Here is a 17,169-nt window from a genome sequence, read left to right as displayed (position 1 = left end):
CGCCAGAAAGAAATATGTCACATGAATGAGATCAATTATCGAAAGGATAAATTAAGGAAATTCGTAAGGGTTCGACACTCCTCTCATAATTAAGCGGAGTGTCGTAGCAGGTGTTAGCGCATTTCAGCGCGTACACGTTCCAGATCTTCAGCGGTATCTACGCCTGTTCCCGGCACTTGTTCAGCAACGGCAACATGAATCTTTTCGCCATACCACAGCACTCGAAGCTGTTCGAGCATCTCAATATGCTCCAGTGGACTTGGCTGCCAGTTAACATAACGGCGGATAAAACCAGCACGGTATCCATAAATTCCCAGATGACGCAGGAAGTTATCGCCAACAGTTTCCAGACCTTTGGCAAAACGGTCGCGATCCCACGGAATGGTGGCACGAGAGAAATACAGCGCATACCCTTCAGAATCAAGAACGACTTTTACCACATTTGGATTAAATGCTTCTTCCGCGCTATGAACAGGAGCTGCCAGCGTTGCCATTCCCACCTGGCGTTGAGCAAGGTTCTCTGCCACCTGACGAATAATAACCGCAGGTATCATCGGCTCATCGCCCTGAACATTGACGATGACCGTATCGTCGCTGAATCCACATTTTTCGACAACTTCAGCCAGCCGTTCAGTACCCGATTGATGATCAGCTCGCGTCATACAAACTTCACCGCCAGCTGCTTCAACAGCACGAGCGACATCTTCATGGTCAGTAGCCACAATGATACGCTCTGCTCCTGATTCACGCGCACGTTCCAGTACATGCACAATCATTGGCTTCCCATTGATATCCAGCAGCGGTTTACCTGGCAAGCGAGTAGAGGCAAAACGCGCCGGGATAATCACCACGAAACTCATGATTGGCTCTCCTCGCTGGTGAGTACCCGAGCTTCTGTTTCCAGCAAAACTGGAATGCCGTCACGTAATGGAAACGCCAGTTTATCCAGTTTGCATATGAGTTCTTGTTTTTCCTGGTTATACCAAAGTTTGCCGTTGCAAACCGGGCAGGCGATGATTTCAAGCAGACGATGATCCATTATTCCTCCGGAGGAGATCGAAAAGTGAATTTACAAATCTTACCATATTCAATTACGAGGCAGGGTCTATTTCCCAACCCTGACGGCAATCAGCGAACAAATCTCGTGGGCAATTTCCGAGTGTAATGCGATTCGCCAACTGCCACCGTGCAAAATCAGAAATAGCCTGATGCACGCCTTTTTGTAATATTGCCCCAGATTTGACGCCTTCCTGCAAATACAGTGAGATAACGTCCAATACCCCGTTCTTGCGATGCATTTTGGCGTCCATTCGTCCTACCAGTTGTCCGCGATGCAGCAAAGGTAGCACGAAATAACCATAGTGACGTTTCGTGGCTGGTGTGTAGCACTCAAGGCGATAGCTAAAATCAAAAAGTTGTTCAGCTCTCTTACGATCCCAAACGACAGGATCAAAGGGGGAAAGGACCGCACTATGGGTCGCGACGAGCTTGCCAGCTCCTACTAACTCAAGAAGAGGCCGCATTTCAGCATGTAGCCACATTGGGCCTAAATGCTCGACACTCACCGGGATAATTTGCTGCTGTTCTGCTCTTATTTCTCGCCACATCTTAATGTTTGGGCGTTTCAGGCGGTAATAGTCTGCCAACCATTGTTCCCGGAAAATCCCAAGGCTCCTTGCACTATTGTCCAGCATAAGCAGCTCCGCCTCTTCCTGAGAAAGGAGATCACGTTCATCATCCCAATGTGGCATAACGCGATCTGTTAAATCATATACTCGCTGAAATTTACGCCTTTCAACCACCATGACTTTGCCTGCTGTAAATAGCCCTTCAAGATGGCGTTTATGCGGTTTCCATTCCCACCAGCCGGTCGTTCCTTTTTGCGGATGTTCAAAATCAGCAGCACGTACGGGGCCATTCAACTGAATATGCTGGATTAATTGCTCAATCTCCGCCACATGCGCTTTCATCCAGGTATCTTTGTATTTCCAGCCCATCTTTTCAGGCATAAGCATGCGGTGGCGAATTAAATGAAAATCACTGCGAGGCAGAAAACAAGCCTCATGGGCCCAGTATTCCATCAGTTCGCCATTTAGAAGGGATTCATCCAGCCACTCTGGTTGGTACTGACCAAGGCGGCTGAAAAGCACCAGATAAGGACTACGAGCAACAACATTGATAGTGTCGATTTGCAGCAAAGACATGCGTGAAATGATCGCTGGAATATCGGCTGGTTGCGCACGACGACGAGGTTTTTTTAGCATCCCCTGCGCAGCAAGATGGAGATTACGGGCATCTGTAAGGGTAAGGTGCTGCAGCGACATTTATGACCTCGTCAATCAAGTGCCGCCACAGCGTTACTATTCACCTGAAGCCAGCGAAATAAGTTTTGCAAGAAGTTGCTCTGGTTCATGCCCCGCAAATCGGGCATCTACTGGGAGATACCACCAATTATCTTCCGCAAATGCACGACATTTTACGGCATCTTTTTCGGTCATGACCAATGTTTGCCCACTGTTCAACAATGCGCAAACATCTGAGTGCGTAAGTGACTGGTGATCGGCCAACGGTACACATTTTTCCGGGTTAACGCCGCACATTTTCAGCGTGGCGAAAAAGCGCGGCGGGTGCCCTATTCCAGCCATTGCAACGACATGCGTAAGTTTGGCTATATCGCAGCGGGTGCCAGTACGTAAATTAACAGCCTGCCCTGGAGCAAGATGCATTGGGATTTCACCGCTGCGTGGTACACCACCGTTAACGATCACAGTATCTACAGTTTTTAACCGCCCGGCACGCTCTCGCATTGGTCCGGCTGGTAACCACCAGCCATTACCGAAGCGACGTACACCATCAATCACCACAACTTCAACATCACGCGCCAGTCGATAATGCTGAAGCCCATCGTCGGTTACGATAATCTGCATATCAGGATGTTGTGTCAGAATCGCTTTTACTGCATCGCTGCGAACAGGTGAAACGGCAACAGGAGCACCTGTACGCTGATAAATCAGTACTGGCTCATCGCCAGCTTGTGCGGTAGTAGTATCGTCACTAAGCAAAAGTGGATATGACTCAGCTTTACCACCGTAACCGCGAGACACCACACCGACCCGAACGCCACGTTGTTGCAGTTGCTCTACCAGCCAAATAACAACTGGCGTTTTACCATTACCACCCGCGGTAAGATTCCCCACCACCACCACAGGAACAGGCGCGCGCCAGGCACGCTTTAATCCTAATTTATAGCACAGGCGAATCAGACCACTCACCAGGCCATACAACCAGGAGAGTGGTAATAACAACCGCCACAAGGGCGATTCACCGGACCAGATGCGCTCAATCATTGGCCAAATTGCATTTTATGCAGTTGCGCATAGACACCACGATGCGCCAGCAAATCACTATGCGTACCGCGTTCAACAATTACACCATCTTCTACCACAACAATTTCATCGGCCTGCTCAATGGTAGACAAACGGTGGGCAATAACCAGTGAGGTGCGGTTTTTCTGCAGTTCATCCAGTGCTGCCTGAATAGCTCGTTCGGATTCAGTATCGAGTGCCGACGTTGCTTCGTCGAGAATCAGGATCGGACTGTCACGCAGTAAGGCTCGTGCAATGGCGATACGTTGACGCTGCCCCCCGGAAAGCAGTACACCGTTTTCACCAATCACAGTATCAAGGCCATTGTCCATTTTGTTGATAAAGTCCATAGCGTAGGCCATACGGGCCGCTTCTTCGATCTGCTCCCGGCTGTAATGCTCTGTTCGCGCATATGCAATATTGTTGGCAACCGTGTCATTAAACAGATGCACATTCTGGGAAACTAACGCAACCTGATTACGCAACGAGGCCAGTTTGTATTCACGCAGGTCATGGCCATCCATCAGGATCTCACCTTCGTCAATGTCATAGAAGCGTGTTATCAGGCTGGCGATAGTGGATTTGCCCGAACCAGAACGCCCAACCAGTGCAACCGTTTTACCTGCCGGGATTTTAAGGTTGATGTTACGTAATGCAGGTACATCACGCCCAGGATAAGTAAAGGTTACATTACGGAATTCAATATCACCGGTCGCGCGCTCAATCTCACGTTTACCTTCGTCTTTTTCTTGTTCACTATCGAGGATAGTAAACAGCGTCTGACAAGCCGCCATACCGCGCTGGAACTGAGCGTTGACGTTAGTCAGCGACTTCAACGGACGCATCAACGCAATCATTGAAGAGAAGACGACAGTGATGGTACCTGCCGTCAGGCTGTCCATCACACTTGGGAAACTTGCAGCATAGAGAACAAAAGCGAGTGCCAGAGATGCGATCAGCTGAATGATCGGATCAGAAATGGAAGAGGCAGACACCATCTTCATCCCTTGCAAACGCATTTTGTTGCTGACTTTATCAAAACGCTTCGTTTCTACTTCCTGGCCACCAAAAATCAGCACTTCTTTGTGACCTTTCAGCATCTGTTCTGCGCTGGTTGTCACCTGCCCCATGGTGTTCTGCATATTTTTGCTGATGCTACGAAAGCGTTTCGACACAACACGAATCGCAATCGAGACAATCGGAGCCAGCACAATCAAAATGATCGACAACTGCCAGCTGTAATAGAACATCATGGCAAACAGACCAATGATAGATGCGCCTTCGCGTACAACAGTAATCAGTGCACCAGAAGATGATGACGCTACCTGCTCAGAATCATAAGTGATACGAGAGAGCAACGTCCCGGTAGATTGTTTATCAAAAAATGAAACGGGCATCCCCATCATATGTCCGAACAGACGGCGACGCATGGTCATAACCACTTTGCCGGAAACCCAGGAGATACAGTAGCTGGAGATATAGCTGGTGATACCACGTAAAATCATCAGTCCGATCACCACCAGTGGCATCCATACCAGTACGGAGCGATCAGTTTTACCGAAGCCATCATCCAGCAGCGGCTTAAGCAGCGATAACATAAAGGTATCGCTGGCTGCGTTGAGGATTAACGCTATGCCCGCCACGATCAGACCCGCTTTAAAAGGCGCAATGGTTGGCCACAGTCGGCGGAATGTCTGCCACGTAGAGAGATCTTTGTCGTTATGCATTCAAAAAACCAGCATTTGTTGAAATAGCCGCATATTCTACCCGTTATCCTCTGACACGCCAAACCACTGATGATACCAACGCGGTAAAATTTGTTCCCTCATACTGCTTATCTGCCAACTTTGCGGAGAAAAATCGACCGTTATTTGCCCAGAATGGGGCGTATCTAACCATTGGTATTCTTGTTTCAGATATCGCTGTTTTACTTTCCACGAAGGCAGACGCCACGCGTTATAGCGCGACGCTGATGCCAGTGCGACAGAGCCATTTACCCGTTGAAGCAAAGGCAGAGTTGAGGATGTATTACTACCATGATGGGGCACCTGAATAATTGTCGCCGCCAGGTACTGCCAATAGTGACTAAGCATTTTTTGTTCAGCTGGAGCCTCGATATCGCCAGTCAACAAGATGCTCTGCTTGCCGTCATCTATTTTGACTACACAAGAGCGATTATTCCCCTGCTCCGAATCAACCTTGAGTGGCCAGTGCGCGGAGAAATTAAGTCCCTGCCACTGCCACGTTTCACCACGTATACAGGGAAGATGACTCTGCCATCCGAGTGGACTTCTGACCCACATTTCTGGCCAGATTTTTAACAAAGAATCCAATCCTCCACGATGATCAAGATGCTCGTGGCTGAGAATGATGCCTTCAGGCTGTAAGTTATGCCAACGTAGCCAGGGAATGATGAGTTGTTGCCCACTATCGCCTCCTGGCCACGCAAGCCCCGTATCATAGAGAATAGCTTTGCCGTTTCGCTCAATCACCATTGCCAGCCCCTGCCCTACATCGAGCATATGCACTTGCCATATATCAATACGTGGAGCTCTCCATAGCGGCCAACTTAGAAGGATTATTCCTGATAAACATAAAAACGGAACTGCTCTCCAGGCATTAAGCCGCCATATCAACAAACCAGGCCACGGAGAAAATGCCAACCATCGCCATTGCTCGCTGATATTTACCCAACCACCAGGAAGTAACTCCAGTGCCCGGAATAATATTGCCAGTGAGTAGTCGGCTAAATACCAGAGCCCCTGCTCAAGCACTTGTGGTCCGGTAAGGTGTATCACCATACCCGCCAGGATAAGGGGCACAGAGATAAAAGTAACCAGCGGGACAGCAAATAAATTGGCTATCAATGAACTGAGACTGAGACCATGAAAAATAACTATCTGAACAGGTAACAATAAAAGCGTGATACCAATTTGCAAATGCACCAGAGAAACGAAAGGGCGAAGTAAACGTGGTAATGATAGCGAGGGCAATGGGCACCATTGATACCAAAAAATGAGCGCCGCAACTGCAAAAGCGGAGAGCCACAGACTATCGGAAAGTATCGCTATCGGATCGGTTATTAAAATTGCTGCAAGGCAGCATAGCCAGACGTCCCATCCGCTCCATTGACGGCCACTTATTTTAAGCATTCCCCAGACGGTTAAAGCAACAACGGTACGTAAGGCCGGTGGTTGCATACCTGTCAGCCAGGCATAAAAAATAGCACAGCCTACCCCGCCAATGAGAGGAACTTGCCAGAAAATACGTTGGGCTGGCAATAAAAACTGCATTCCCCGGATAATCCCTGCCGCGAGAACTGCGGCAAAAGCAATATGCAATCCAGAAATAGCCATCAGATGGGCCGTTCCGGTATCACGCATAATGCGCTTGATCTCCTGAGGGATTGATAAACGTTCTCCCATCCCCAGGCCTAAAATAACCGGTTTCCATAAATAATTAGCCAAAGTCTGAGTTAACGAAGCCAGATACTCAGCACGTAAGCTACAACGCGCATCTATCGCAGTTGCGTTAAGAAATCGCCCAGTGAGAGGTTGATGTTGAGCCAGCGCATATCGTTGGCTGTCAAAACCACCATCATTTAGTTGCCCATGCACTGCACGGACTTTTAATTTCATCAACCAGCGTTGGCCTGCACAGACTTCACCCGGCAGATATTGACCATACAAAACAATGCCAGGCGCAGGGAATACGCGTTTCCCTGACAGATGGGTAATCTGACCATAATGGGTTGTCATATGATCAGTACCAGTAATAAGAACCTGGGCTTCCTGTATCGCAGTCGGTAAAACTTCAGAAGGCCATGTGATTTGTTTGGCAGCCAGAATCCCCCACAGAAAAAAGAGCAAAGTCAGAGCCAAATAGCGCAGCGGTTGTCGTGGAATTAAAGCCAGCACGCATGCAGTAACAAAAAGAATCGCTATGACAGGGAAGCCAGGTAATGTTGGTAATAAGGTTAGCGGGAAAATACCGAATAAGACGCAAATGCTAATAGATGTAATTTTCACTGCACACCTCCATGTTGCGGGTAGTGTGCGAGTAATTTGAGACGGCGTCAGTTACGGGTTTTATTATTTTCGAGAGGCTTTCAGCACAATTTACTTATGTCATGTAATATGCAGGCAGAAATGCGAGGCTACTTCCAGAAGTCGGATACAGACAATAAAAAAGCACCACTTAGGTGCTTTTCGCGATTAAGTTTTTTAAAACTCAACCGTAAATATTGGCGCGATCGCGCAGTTCTTTACCTGGCTTAAAGTGCGGCACATATTTGCCTTCAAGTTCAACTTTATCACCAGTTTTTGGGTTACGTCCGGTGCGAGGTGCGCGGTAGTGCAAAGAGAAACTGCCGAAACCGCGGATTTCAATACGCTCGCCCTGCGCAAGAGTCGAGGCCATATGCTCCAGCATCTCTTTAACGGCATCTTCAACCACTTTGGCAGGAATATGCGATTGCTGGGTTGCAAGTCTTTCAATCAATTCTGACTTGGTCATGTTTCCTCCGGTTCCTTAAAGGCAAATTTAGCGGCTGCTGTTGTTGCATTGATTAAGGGCGGCCGTAGCCGCCCTTAGTGCTTGATTACAGGACGAAACCTGCAATCTGTCAAGTAAACTCAACAAACTTCGGGATAAAAATCCCGAAGAGTCAGAGAATTACTCGCCTTTAGCTGCTTTGAAAGCTTCAGCCATTGCATTGTTAGAGAAGTTTGCATCTTCCTGTTTGTTAACAGTTGCGATTGCATCTTTCTCGTCAGCTTCGTCTTTCGCACGAACAGACAGGCTGATTGCGCGGTTTTTACGATCAACGCCGGTGAATTTAGCTTCAACTTCGTCGCCAACGCTCAGAACCAGGGTAGCGTCTTCAACGCGGTCACGGGATGCTTCAGAAGCACGCAGGTAACCTTCAACGCCGTCAGCCAGTTCTACGGTTGCGCCTTTAGCGTCAACTGCAGTTACTTTACCGGTCACGATAGCGCCTTTCTTGTTCAGAGCAACCCAGTTGTTGAACGGATCTTCTGCGAGCTGCTTAACGCCCAGGGAGATACGTTCACGTTCTGCATCAACCTGCAGTACAACTGCTGCGATTTCGTCGCCTTTTTTGTATTCACGAACTGCTTCTTCGCCTGCAACGTTCCAGGAGATGTCAGACAGGTGAACCAGGCCGTCGATACCGCCGTCCAGCCCGATGAAGATACCGAAGTCAGTGATAGACTTGATTTTACCTTCAACACGGTCGCCCTTGTTGTGGGTTTCCGCGAACTGCTGCCATGGGTTAGATTTGCACTGCTTCAGACCCAGGGAGATACGACGACGTTCTTCGTCGATATCCAGAACCATCACTTCCACTACATCGCCAACGTTAACAACTTTGGACGGGTGGATGTTTTTGTTGGTCCAATCCATTTCGGAAACGTGTACCAGGCCTTCAACGCCTTCTTCGATTTCAACGAAGCAGCCGTAGTCGGTCAGGTTGGTCACGCGACCGGTCAGTTTGGTACCTTCCGGATAACGTTTAGCGATAGCTACCCACGGATCTTCGCCCAGTTGTTTCAGGCCCAGAGATACACGGGTACGTTCGCGGTCGAACTTCAGCACTTTAACAGTGATTTCGTCGCCAACGTTTACGATTTCGCTCGGATGTTTAACGCGTTTCCACGCCATGTCGGTGATGTGCAGCAGACCGTCAACACCACCCAGATCAACGAATGCACCGTAGTCAGTGAGGTTCTTAACGATACCTTTAACTTCCATGCCTTCCTGCAGGTTTTCCAGCAGCTGATCGCGTTCTGCACTGTTTTCAGACTCAATAACAGCACGACGAGAAACAACAACGTTGTTACGCTTCTGGTCCAGCTTGATTACTTTGAATTCAAGCTCTTTGCCTTCCAGGTGCAGGGTGTCACGAACCGGACGAACGTCTACCAGAGAACCTGGCAGGAACGCACGAATACCGTTCAGCTCAACAGTGAAGCCGCCCTTGACTTTGCCATTGATTACACCAGTAACGGTTGCTGCTTCTTCGTAAGCTTTTTCCAGCATCAGCCACGCTTCGTGACGTTTTGCTTTCTCACGAGACAGCAGGGTTTCACCGAAACCGTCTTCTACTGCATCCAGAGCAACGTCAACTTCGTCACCAACCTGGATTTCAATTTCGCCCTGGGCGTTTTTGAACTGCTCAGCCGGAATGGCAGACTCAGATTTCAGACCAGCGTCAACCAGTACTACGTCTTTGTCGATAGCAACAACAACACCACGAACGATAGAACCCGGGCGGGTTTCGATTTCTTTTAAGGACTCTTCAAAGAGTTGAGCAAAAGATTCAGTCATGTTTAATCTTCAGGTTTATATTTAACGTCCACCTGGCTCCGTGCCGGATGGGGTTGTTTAACATACCCGCTGTCATTCCATTGCAACGGGGGTACTGCAAATTCGGTCGCTTATGCGAGAGCCAGTTTTTGGCGCGCGTATTGTAACGCTTTTTCAATCACTTGCTCAATGCTTAAGGTGGTTGAATCTAACACTAAAGCATCAGCCGCCGGAACCAGAGGGGCTACCGCTCGATTACGATCACGGTCATCACGCTCTTTGATCTCGGCCAAAAGGCGTTCAAAGTTAACACTAAAGCCTTTCTCCTGCAACTGTAGCATGCGACGATGCGCGCGTTCTTCAGAGGAGGCATCAAGGAATATTTTTACTGGCGCATCAGGAAAAACCACCGTTCCCATGTCACGCCCGTCGGCAATCAGTCCGGGCAGTTCGCGAAACGCGCGCTGACGACGCAATAAAGCTTCACGAACACGAGGAAAAGCAGCAACTTGTGATGCTGCATTCGCCACTTCTTGTGTTCTGATTTCTCCGCTGACGTCTTCTCCTTCGAGGATAACTTCCAGATTGCCGTTAGTTGAAATAAAGCGCACATCAAGATGGGAAGCCAGCGGTACCAGTGCGTCTTCCGATGCAACATCGACATGGTGATGTAAGGCAGCCAATGCCAGTACACGATAGATCGCTCCTGAATCCAACAGATGCCATTGCAATGCTTCCGCCATTGCCTTGCACAAGGTGCCTTTTCCTGCACCGCTTGGGCCATCAATGGTAATTACCGGGGCAATTGCCGTCATCTTCATCTCCTTAAAACAGGCGTACCGTTAACATAAACGCGGCGCATTATACGCGCCCTTGCCAGCAATCGTTAACGCTGTGTGCAAAATACGGAATGATTGAAGCTGATTGTAGAATAAATAAACAACGCAGGAGTCACGAGAACGAAAATCACCGCATCGGATGATGCGGTGGTAAGGCTGAGTTTATGCACTAATGCGAGCCAACTGCTCAAAATAGTCCGGGAACGTTTTGGCGGTACATTTAGGATCCAAAATTGTCACTGCCGTATCTGACAAGGCGACAAGCGAAAAACACATCGCCATTCGGTGATCGTTATAAGTCGCGATCTCGGCAAATTTCAGTTTTTCCAGTGGAGTGATACGAATAAAATCGTGCCCCTCTTCTACTTCCGCACCGACTTTACGCAGTTCTGTTGCCATCGCAAACAGGCGATCAGTCTCTTTAACACGCCAGTTATAGATATTGCGCAGCGTGGTGGTGCCTTTTGCAAATAACGCCGTCGTGGCAATGGTCATCGCCGCATCGGGAATATGGTTCATATCCATATCAATGCCGTTCAGTTCACCGCGTGTGCAGGATATATAATCGTCGCCCCAGCTAATGGTCGCGCCCATTTTTTCCAGTACGTCAGCAAAGTGAATATCGCCTTGCATACTATTGCGTCCAATGCCCGTCACTTTTACCGTACCACCTTTGATCGCTGCCGCAGCAAGAAAGTAAGAAGCCGAAGATGCATCCCCTTCCACTAAATAGCTGCCCGGTGACTGATAAGATTGACCACCTTTCACCACAAATTGTTGATAGCGCTGATTTTCAACTTCAACACCAAACGTTTTCATCAGGTTGAGGGTGATATCGATATAAGGTTTAGAAACCAGATCACCTTTAATACGAATAACTGTATCTTCCGGCGCAAGCGGCGCAGTCATTAATAGTGCGGTGAGGAATTGACTGGAAACGGAACCATCAACGTCAACGTTGCCACCAGTAAAGCCGCCCTGTAAACGCAGCGGTGGATAGTTTTCTTGCTCCAGGTAAGTGATTCCCGCTCCGCCCTGGCGCAACGCATCTACAAGATGACCAATCGGCCGTTCTTTCATGCGCGGTTCACCGGTCAGAACAATATCATTGCTACCCAGACAAAGAGCTGCCGCCAGCGGACGCATTGCCGTTCCGGCATTACCGAGGAACAACTCCAGTGCACTCTCTGCGTGTAATGGACCTCCGTTACCGATGATCTCGCAACGTGTACGATCGGTAGAAAGCGAATAGCTTACCCCTAATGCCTTTAACGCATTAAGCATATGGCGAACATCATCGCTATCCAGCAGATTAGTTAATACTGTTTTACCGTGTGCCAAAGCCGCCAGCAATAAAGCGCGGTTAGAAACGCTCTTGGAACCGGGCAGATTAATAGTGCCATCGACACGGGCGATGGGTTGTAACGTCAGGGATTCCATGAACTTAACTCTCAACGACAGAAACAAAAACCCACAGCATAACTGTGGGTAATAATAAGAATAGATGCCTTAACCGTGGCGACGTTCGAAATCAGCCATAAAATCAGTCAGGGCTATGACACCTTCCAGAGGCATTGCGTTATAAATTGACGCACGCATACCGCCGACCACGCGATGCCCTTTCAGCGCATGCAGCCCCGCAGCGAAAGACTCTTCGAGGAACAGTTTATCGAGAGCATTGTCCGCCAACTGGAACGGCACGTTCATCCGAGAACGGTTAGCTTTCGCTACGTCATTACGGTAAAAATCGCTGTTATCAATGGCGCCGTAAAGCAGCTCCGCTTTCTGCTGATTGATTTTATCCATTGCAGCCACCCCACCATTCGCTTTCAGCCATTTGAAGACCAGGCCAGATAAGTACCAGGCAAACGTCGGCGGCGTGTTAAACATAGAGTCGTTATCGTTGAGGATGGAATAATCCAGAATCGACGGACACGCGATATTCGCTTTACCCAGCAAGTCTTCACGCACAATGACAATTGTCAGACCAGCTGGGCCGATATTTTTCTGCGCGCCAGCATAGATCACGCCGTAACGGCTCACATCGATTGGACGAGAAAGAATGGTTGATGAGAAATCGGCAGCGACAACCACTTCGTTACCGAAGTCTGGCGTTTCGTCAATGGCGATACCATCAATAGTTTCATTCGGGCAATAGTGCAGGTAAGCTGCGTTATCAGAAAGTTGCCATTCACGCATTGGCTTCACCGCGCGCAGACCGTCAACGGTTACTTTGGCGTCAAACACATTTGGCGTGCAATATTTTTTCGCTTCTTTGATAGCGCTTGCCGCCCAGTAGCCCGCATCAACATAATCTGCGGTAGTCTTATCACCAAGTATATTCAGTGGCACCGCCGCAAATTGCCCACGGCCACCACCATGGCAAAAGAGTACTTTATAGTTTGAAGGAACGTTTAACAGCTCGCGGAAATCGTGCTCTGCTTCTTCTGCGACTTTGATAAATTCTTTGCCACGGTGGCTAATTTCCATAACGGATGTACCAAGACCATTCCAGTCACACAACTCTTGTTGCGCCTGCTTGAGCACATCTGCCGGAAGCATTGCCGGGCCTGAACTAAAATTGAATACCTGAGCCATTTCCCCTCACCACGTTTCATTTTTAATACCCGACAAAGTGAACGTCGGATATAAGTTATTCCTGTGGCTATTGGTTTTATCATTCAGCGACACGCCTCGCAACGGGTAATACTGGCGACAATAAAAATGAGCACTTCGTCACGCAACATAATCTTTCGGAATTTTAAATAAAAAAGGGGATTTAACCTGTCAGGTCACCCGTTTCGCCCGGCTTGCCTTCGTCCATTCTGGATTTGCACAGCGCGGACATAATTGTTTTTCCCCCGCGTTCATATGAATGATTTCACTGCAACGGATGCAGGCATAGTCCGCCGACTCCGGTACCACTTTGTAACGCTGAGTACAATCACTGGGTAAAATAAGTAAACCCGGTTTCACCTTGTCATCTTCAAAGAAATAGACACTGATTTGCCCGTTGGTTTCGAGTATAGCCAGGCGGACCTGCCCCAGTTGTTCCACACCCCGGAGTCGCAGTTCCATAAAAAACTCAAATTCCGTCATGTTGGAGTTATTGAGTTTCGACCAGGCCAGTTCGCCATCTTCAATAATGACAACCGGTTTGCCTTCCAGAAGATCTTCCAGTTTCTCACTGTGCGCCATCAACCACATTACCAGGCGGTATAACAACGCCAGAGTAATAAAGACGATAAGTACCGGGACCATCGGCACATCATCATAAAACGCCACATCTCCCGCCGCTGACCCCAGCGTCAGAATGATTAACACTTCAAAAAGCGACATCTGCCGCACACCGCGTCTTCCGGTCATTTTGAGGAATAAAAAGACCAGTACAAAGGTATAAAGACTACGTAGTGCAACTTCGCCAAGGAAATCAAAAGGCACTTTATCAAATGCCATACGGTGGAGATCGAACGCCTTCATTTTTATGCTCTTATCGTGGTTTATCCGCTAAAAGCATAGTCAACAGTTCATCGGCATGGCGGCGGTGATAGCGCCTTTGAGATAAAACCCGTATTATTGCGCGCTTTCCGTACGACTAAAGTGATTTTCATGACGCAAACATTTATCCCCGGCAAAGATGCCGCTCTGGAAGATTCCATCGCTCGCTTCCAGCAAAAACTTTCAGACCTCGGTTTTCAGATTGAAGAGGCCTCCTGGCTGAATCCCGTGCCTAACGTCTGGTCTGTACATATTCGTGACAAAGAGTGCGCACTGTGTTTTACCAACGGTAAAGGCGCAACCAAAAAAGCGGCGCTGGCATCCGCCCTCGGTGAATATTTCGAGCGTCTCTCAACCAACTACTTTTTTGCTGACTTCTGGCTGGGCGAAACCATCGCCAACGGTCCGTTCGTGCATTATCCCAACGAAAAATGGTTCCCACTGACCGAAAACGACGATGTGCCGGAAGGACTGCTCGATGACCGTCTGCGCGCGTTTTACGACCCTGAAAATGAACTGACCGGCAGCATGCTGATTGACCTGCAATCCGGTAACGAAGATCGTGGTATTTGCGGTCTGCCATTTACGCGCCAGTCCGACAATCAGACCGTTTATATTCCGATGAATATCATTGGTAACTTGTACGTTTCTAACGGTATGTCCGCTGGCAATACCCGCAACGAAGCACGCGTTCAAGGGTTGTCCGAAGTTTTCGAACGCTACGTGAAAAACCGCATTATTGCTGAAAGCATCAGCTTGCCGGAAATCCCGGCAGACGTGCTGGCACGTTACCCTGCAGTAGTTGAAGCAATCGAAACACTGGAAGCGGAAGGTTTCCCAATCTTTGCTTATGATGGTTCGCTTGGCGGCCAGTATCCAGTGATTTGCGTGGTACTGTTCAATCCGGCTAACGGCACTTGCTTTGCCTCTTTCGGTGCGCATCCTGATTTTGGCGTAGCACTGGAACGTACCGTGACCGAGCTGCTGCAAGGTCGTGGCCTGAAAGATTTGGATGTGTTTACTCCGCCAACCTTCGATGATGAAGAAGTTGCTGAACATACCAACCTTGAAACGCACTTTATCGATTCCAGCGGTTTAATCTCCTGGGACCTGTTCAAGCAGGATGCCGATTATCCGTTTGTGGACTGGAATTTCTCCGGCACCACGGAAGAAGAGTTTGCCACGCTGATGGCTATCTTCAACAACGAAGATAAAGAAGTTTATATTGCCGATTACGAGCATCTGGGCGTTTATGCTTGTCGTATTATCGTGCCTGGCATGTCCGATATTTATCCGGCTGAAGATTTGTGGTTAGCGAATAACAGCATGGGCAGCCATTTACGTGAAACGATTCTTTCACTCCCAGGCAGCGAGTGGGAAAAAGAAGATTACCTGAACCTCATCGAGCAACTGGATGAAGAAGGTTTTGATGACTTTACCCGCGTGCGTGAGCTATTGGGTCTGGCAACCGGGCCGGATAACGGCTGGTACACTCTGCGTATCGGTGAATTAAAGGCTATGCTGGCGCTGGCTGGTGGCGATCTGGAACAGGCTCTGGTCTGGACCGAATGGACGATGGAGTTTAACTCATCGGTCTTCAGCCCGGAACGCGCAAACTATTATCGCTGCCTGCAAACCCTCCTGCTGCTGGCTCAGGAAGAAGATCGCCAGCCACTGCAATATCTGAATGCTTTTATCCGCATGTACGGCGCGGAGGCGGTAGAAGCCGCCAGTGCGGCAATGAGTGGCGAAGCGGCGTTTTACGGCCTGCAACCGGTAGATAGCGATCTGCACGCATTCGCCGCACATCAGTCGCTGCTGAAGGCCTATGAAAAGCTGCAACGCGCCAAAGCGACATTCTGGACAAAATGAAAGCAAACAGACAACGGCGAGTAGGTTAATTTCCTTGTCTGAGCTATATTACGGGGCGCATTTTGTGCCCCTTTCTTGTTTATTAAATTTAAACAGAAATAAATGTAGTTACTCGGTTAAATATTGTTATTCAATATTTAACCAGATTTATCAATGTTGTTATTTTATTAGTCTTTGTTTTCTGTCCATTAACGTACTTTCAGGAGCACTATCGAAAATATTCAACTGATTTATTAAATTTTAAAATTTATTTTTATTAAATAATTCATCAAGTTAAATACTTTTTGCGTAAAAACCATGCGACTTACAGGTCTATAAGCCAGGCGAGATATGATCTATATCAAATTCTCATCTATAATGCTTTGTTAGTATCTCGTCGCCGACTTAATAAAGAGAGAGTTAGTGTGAAAGCTGACAACCCTTTTGATCTTATTCTTCCTGCTGCGATGGCCAAAGTTGCCGAAGAAGCAGGTGTCTATAAAGCAACGAAACATCCGCTTAAGACTTTCTATCTGGCGATTACCGCTGGTGTATTCATCTCTATCGCTTTTGTTTTCTATATCACTGCAACAACAGGTGCTGGTGCGATGCCATATGGCATGGCAAAACTGGTTGGCGGTATCTGCTTCTCTCTGGGCCTCATTCTTTGTGTTGTTTGTGGTGCTGATCTCTTTACTTCAACAGTTCTGATTGTTGTTGCTAAAGCCAGTGGACGCATCACCTGGGGGCAACTGGCGAAGAACTGGCTTAATGTCTATTTTGGTAACCTGATCGGTGCATTACTGTTTGTTCTGCTGATGTGGCTTTCCGGCGAATATATGACTGCGAATGGTCAGTGGGGACTTAACGTCCTGCAAACAGCCGATCATAAAATGCACCATACTTTTATTGAAGCTGTTGCCCTCGGTATCCTGGCAAACCTGATGGTCTGTCTGGCTGTGTGGATGAGCTACTCTGGCCGTAGCCTGATGGACAAATCGTTTATCATGATTCTTCCTGTCGCCATGTTCGTAGCCAGTGGATTCGAACACAGCATCGCAAACATGTTTATGATCCCAATGGGTATCGTAATTCGTGACTTTGCATCACCGGAATTCTGGACCGCTATCGGTTCTTCTCCGGAAAATTTTTCTCACCTGACCGTGATGGGCTTCATCACTGATAACCTGATTCCGGTTACGATCGGTAACATTATTGGCGGTGGTTTGTTGGTTGGGTTGACATACTGGGTCATTTATCTGCGTGATAACGATCATCACTAATTGAGA

At 48.3% G+C, this 17,169-nt stretch carries 14 protein-coding genes; 2 read left to right on the top strand and 12 right to left on the bottom strand.

What is annotated here, in order from left to right; all coding sequences use genetic code 11:
* Nucleotides 1–113: 113 nt before the first annotated feature.
* From kdsB to EFER_RS05340, 12 genes are all read right to left on the bottom strand, one after another.
* Nucleotides 114–860 (bottom strand): 3-deoxy-manno-octulosonate cytidylyltransferase, encoded by a 747-nt coding sequence (gene kdsB, locus EFER_RS05395; protein WP_000011564.1) that lies wholly within the window; start codon nucleotides 858–860, stop codon nucleotides 114–116.
* On the bottom strand, nucleotides 857–1,039 hold the full coding sequence (gene ycaR / locus EFER_RS05390) for a protein YcaR (protein ID WP_000350053.1): 183 nt from the start codon (nucleotides 1,037–1,039) through the stop codon (nucleotides 857–859). The genes kdsB and ycaR overlap by 4 nt, the downstream gene beginning before the upstream one ends.
* Nucleotides 1,040–1,091: 52 nt before the next feature.
* Nucleotides 1,092–2,324: a winged helix-turn-helix domain-containing protein gene (locus EFER_RS05385; RefSeq protein WP_000058083.1), complete on the bottom strand. Its 1,233-nt coding sequence runs from the start codon at nucleotides 2,322–2,324 to the stop codon at nucleotides 1,092–1,094.
* 36 nt (nucleotides 2,325–2,360) lie between these two features.
* The gene (lpxK, locus tag EFER_RS05380) at nucleotides 2,361–3,347 is read right to left on the bottom strand and encodes a tetraacyldisaccharide 4'-kinase (RefSeq protein WP_000572825.1); all 987 of its coding nucleotides are present in this window, start codon (nucleotides 3,345–3,347) and stop codon (nucleotides 2,361–2,363) included.
* The gene (msbA, locus tag EFER_RS05375; RefSeq protein ID WP_000551253.1) at nucleotides 3,344–5,092 is read right to left on the bottom strand and encodes a lipid A ABC transporter ATP-binding protein/permease MsbA; all 1,749 of its coding nucleotides are present in this window, start codon (nucleotides 5,090–5,092) and stop codon (nucleotides 3,344–3,346) included. Before msbA ends, lpxK begins: the two co-directional genes overlap by 4 nt.
* 36 nt (nucleotides 5,093–5,128) lie before the next feature.
* Nucleotides 5,129–7,393 (bottom strand): ComEC family protein, encoded by a 2,265-nt coding sequence (locus EFER_RS05370; RefSeq protein ID WP_000705595.1) that lies wholly within the window; start codon nucleotides 7,391–7,393, stop codon nucleotides 5,129–5,131.
* 202 nt (nucleotides 7,394–7,595) lie between these two features.
* Nucleotides 7,596–7,880 carry an integration host factor subunit beta gene (gene ihfB / locus EFER_RS05365; RefSeq protein WP_000167338.1) on the bottom strand — a complete coding sequence of 95 codons (285 nt, stop codon included), beginning with the start codon at nucleotides 7,878–7,880 and terminating at the stop codon, nucleotides 7,596–7,598.
* Between the two features lie 159 nt (nucleotides 7,881–8,039).
* Nucleotides 8,040–9,713 carry a 30S ribosomal protein S1 gene (gene rpsA / locus EFER_RS05360; protein WP_000140320.1) on the bottom strand — a complete coding sequence of 558 codons (1,674 nt, stop codon included), beginning with the start codon at nucleotides 9,711–9,713 and terminating at the stop codon, nucleotides 8,040–8,042.
* Nucleotides 9,714–9,823: 110 nt separating this feature from the next.
* Nucleotides 9,824–10,507 carry a (d)CMP kinase gene (gene cmk, locus EFER_RS05355; RefSeq protein WP_000125009.1) on the bottom strand — a complete coding sequence of 228 codons (684 nt, stop codon included), beginning with the start codon at nucleotides 10,505–10,507 and terminating at the stop codon, nucleotides 9,824–9,826.
* A gap of 186 nt (nucleotides 10,508–10,693) precedes the next feature.
* Entirely contained in the window at nucleotides 10,694–11,971 is a 1,278-nt protein-coding gene (aroA, locus tag EFER_RS05350; protein ID WP_000445219.1) for a 3-phosphoshikimate 1-carboxyvinyltransferase, read from the bottom strand.
* A 69-nt stretch (nucleotides 11,972–12,040) separates the two neighbouring features.
* A complete protein-coding gene (gene serC / locus EFER_RS05345) occupies nucleotides 12,041–13,129 on the bottom strand; it encodes a 3-phosphoserine/phosphohydroxythreonine transaminase (RefSeq protein WP_000079581.1) in 1,089 nt (362 codons plus the stop codon).
* Between the two features lie 189 nt (nucleotides 13,130–13,318).
* Nucleotides 13,319–14,011, bottom strand: a complete 693-nt coding sequence (locus EFER_RS05340; protein WP_000642852.1) for a DUF421 domain-containing protein — start codon at nucleotides 14,009–14,011, stop codon at nucleotides 13,319–13,321.
* 129 nt (nucleotides 14,012–14,140) lie between these two features.
* Between EFER_RS05340 and ycaO the strand changes: the two genes are divergently transcribed.
* Both ycaO and focA read left to right on the top strand, forming a co-directional pair.
* Nucleotides 14,141–15,901 carry a 30S ribosomal protein S12 methylthiotransferase accessory factor YcaO gene (gene ycaO, locus EFER_RS05335; RefSeq protein WP_015953311.1) on the top strand — a complete coding sequence of 587 codons (1,761 nt, stop codon included), beginning with the start codon at nucleotides 14,141–14,143 and terminating at the stop codon, nucleotides 15,899–15,901.
* A 404-nt stretch (nucleotides 15,902–16,305) separates the two neighbouring features.
* Nucleotides 16,306–17,163 (top strand): formate transporter FocA, encoded by an 858-nt coding sequence (gene focA / locus EFER_RS05330; RefSeq protein WP_002431623.1) that lies wholly within the window; start codon nucleotides 16,306–16,308, stop codon nucleotides 17,161–17,163.
* Nucleotides 17,164–17,169: the final 6 nt, after the last annotated feature.

The organism is Escherichia fergusonii ATCC 35469 (genome assembly GCF_000026225.1).
GTDB classification, from domain to species: Bacteria; Pseudomonadota; Gammaproteobacteria; order Enterobacterales; family Enterobacteriaceae; genus Escherichia; species Escherichia fergusonii.
Note: the sequence above shows the minus strand (reverse complement) of the source record. Positions and strands in the feature narration are given on the sequence as shown.

What these genes read in the sequence shown, in the direction of transcription:
- kdsB (WP_000011564.1), bottom strand. Translation starts at nt 860, where the DNA reads ATGAGTTTCGTGGTGATTATCCCGGCGCGTTTTGCCTCTACTCGCTTG.
- ycaR (WP_000350053.1), bottom strand. Translation starts at nt 1,039, where the DNA reads ATGGATCATCGTCTGCTTGAAATCATCGCCTGCCCGGTTTGCAACGGC.
- EFER_RS05385 (WP_000058083.1), bottom strand. Translation starts at nt 2,324, where the DNA reads ATGTCGCTGCAGCACCTTACCCTTACAGATGCCCGTAATCTCCATCTT.
- lpxK (WP_000572825.1), bottom strand. Translation starts at nt 3,347, where the DNA reads ATGATTGAGCGCATCTGGTCCGGTGAATCGCCCTTGTGGCGGTTGTTA.
- msbA (WP_000551253.1), bottom strand. Translation starts at nt 5,092, where the DNA reads ATGCATAACGACAAAGATCTCTCTACGTGGCAGACATTCCGCCGACTG.
- ihfB (WP_000167338.1), bottom strand. Translation starts at nt 7,880, where the DNA reads ATGACCAAGTCAGAATTGATTGAAAGACTTGCAACCCAGCAATCGCAT.
- rpsA (WP_000140320.1), bottom strand. Translation starts at nt 9,713, where the DNA reads ATGACTGAATCTTTTGCTCAACTCTTTGAAGAGTCCTTAAAAGAAATC.
- cmk (WP_000125009.1), bottom strand. Translation starts at nt 10,507, where the DNA reads ATGACGGCAATTGCCCCGGTAATTACCATTGATGGCCCAAGCGGTGCA.
- aroA (WP_000445219.1), bottom strand. Translation starts at nt 11,971, where the DNA reads ATGGAATCCCTGACGTTACAACCCATCGCCCGTGTCGATGGCACTATT.
- serC (WP_000079581.1), bottom strand. Translation starts at nt 13,129, where the DNA reads ATGGCTCAGGTATTCAATTTTAGTTCAGGCCCGGCAATGCTTCCGGCA.
- EFER_RS05340 (WP_000642852.1), bottom strand. Translation starts at nt 14,011, where the DNA reads ATGAAGGCGTTCGATCTCCACCGTATGGCATTTGATAAAGTGCCTTTT.
- ycaO (WP_015953311.1), top strand. Translation starts at nt 14,141, where the DNA reads ATGACGCAAACATTTATCCCCGGCAAAGATGCCGCTCTGGAAGATTCC.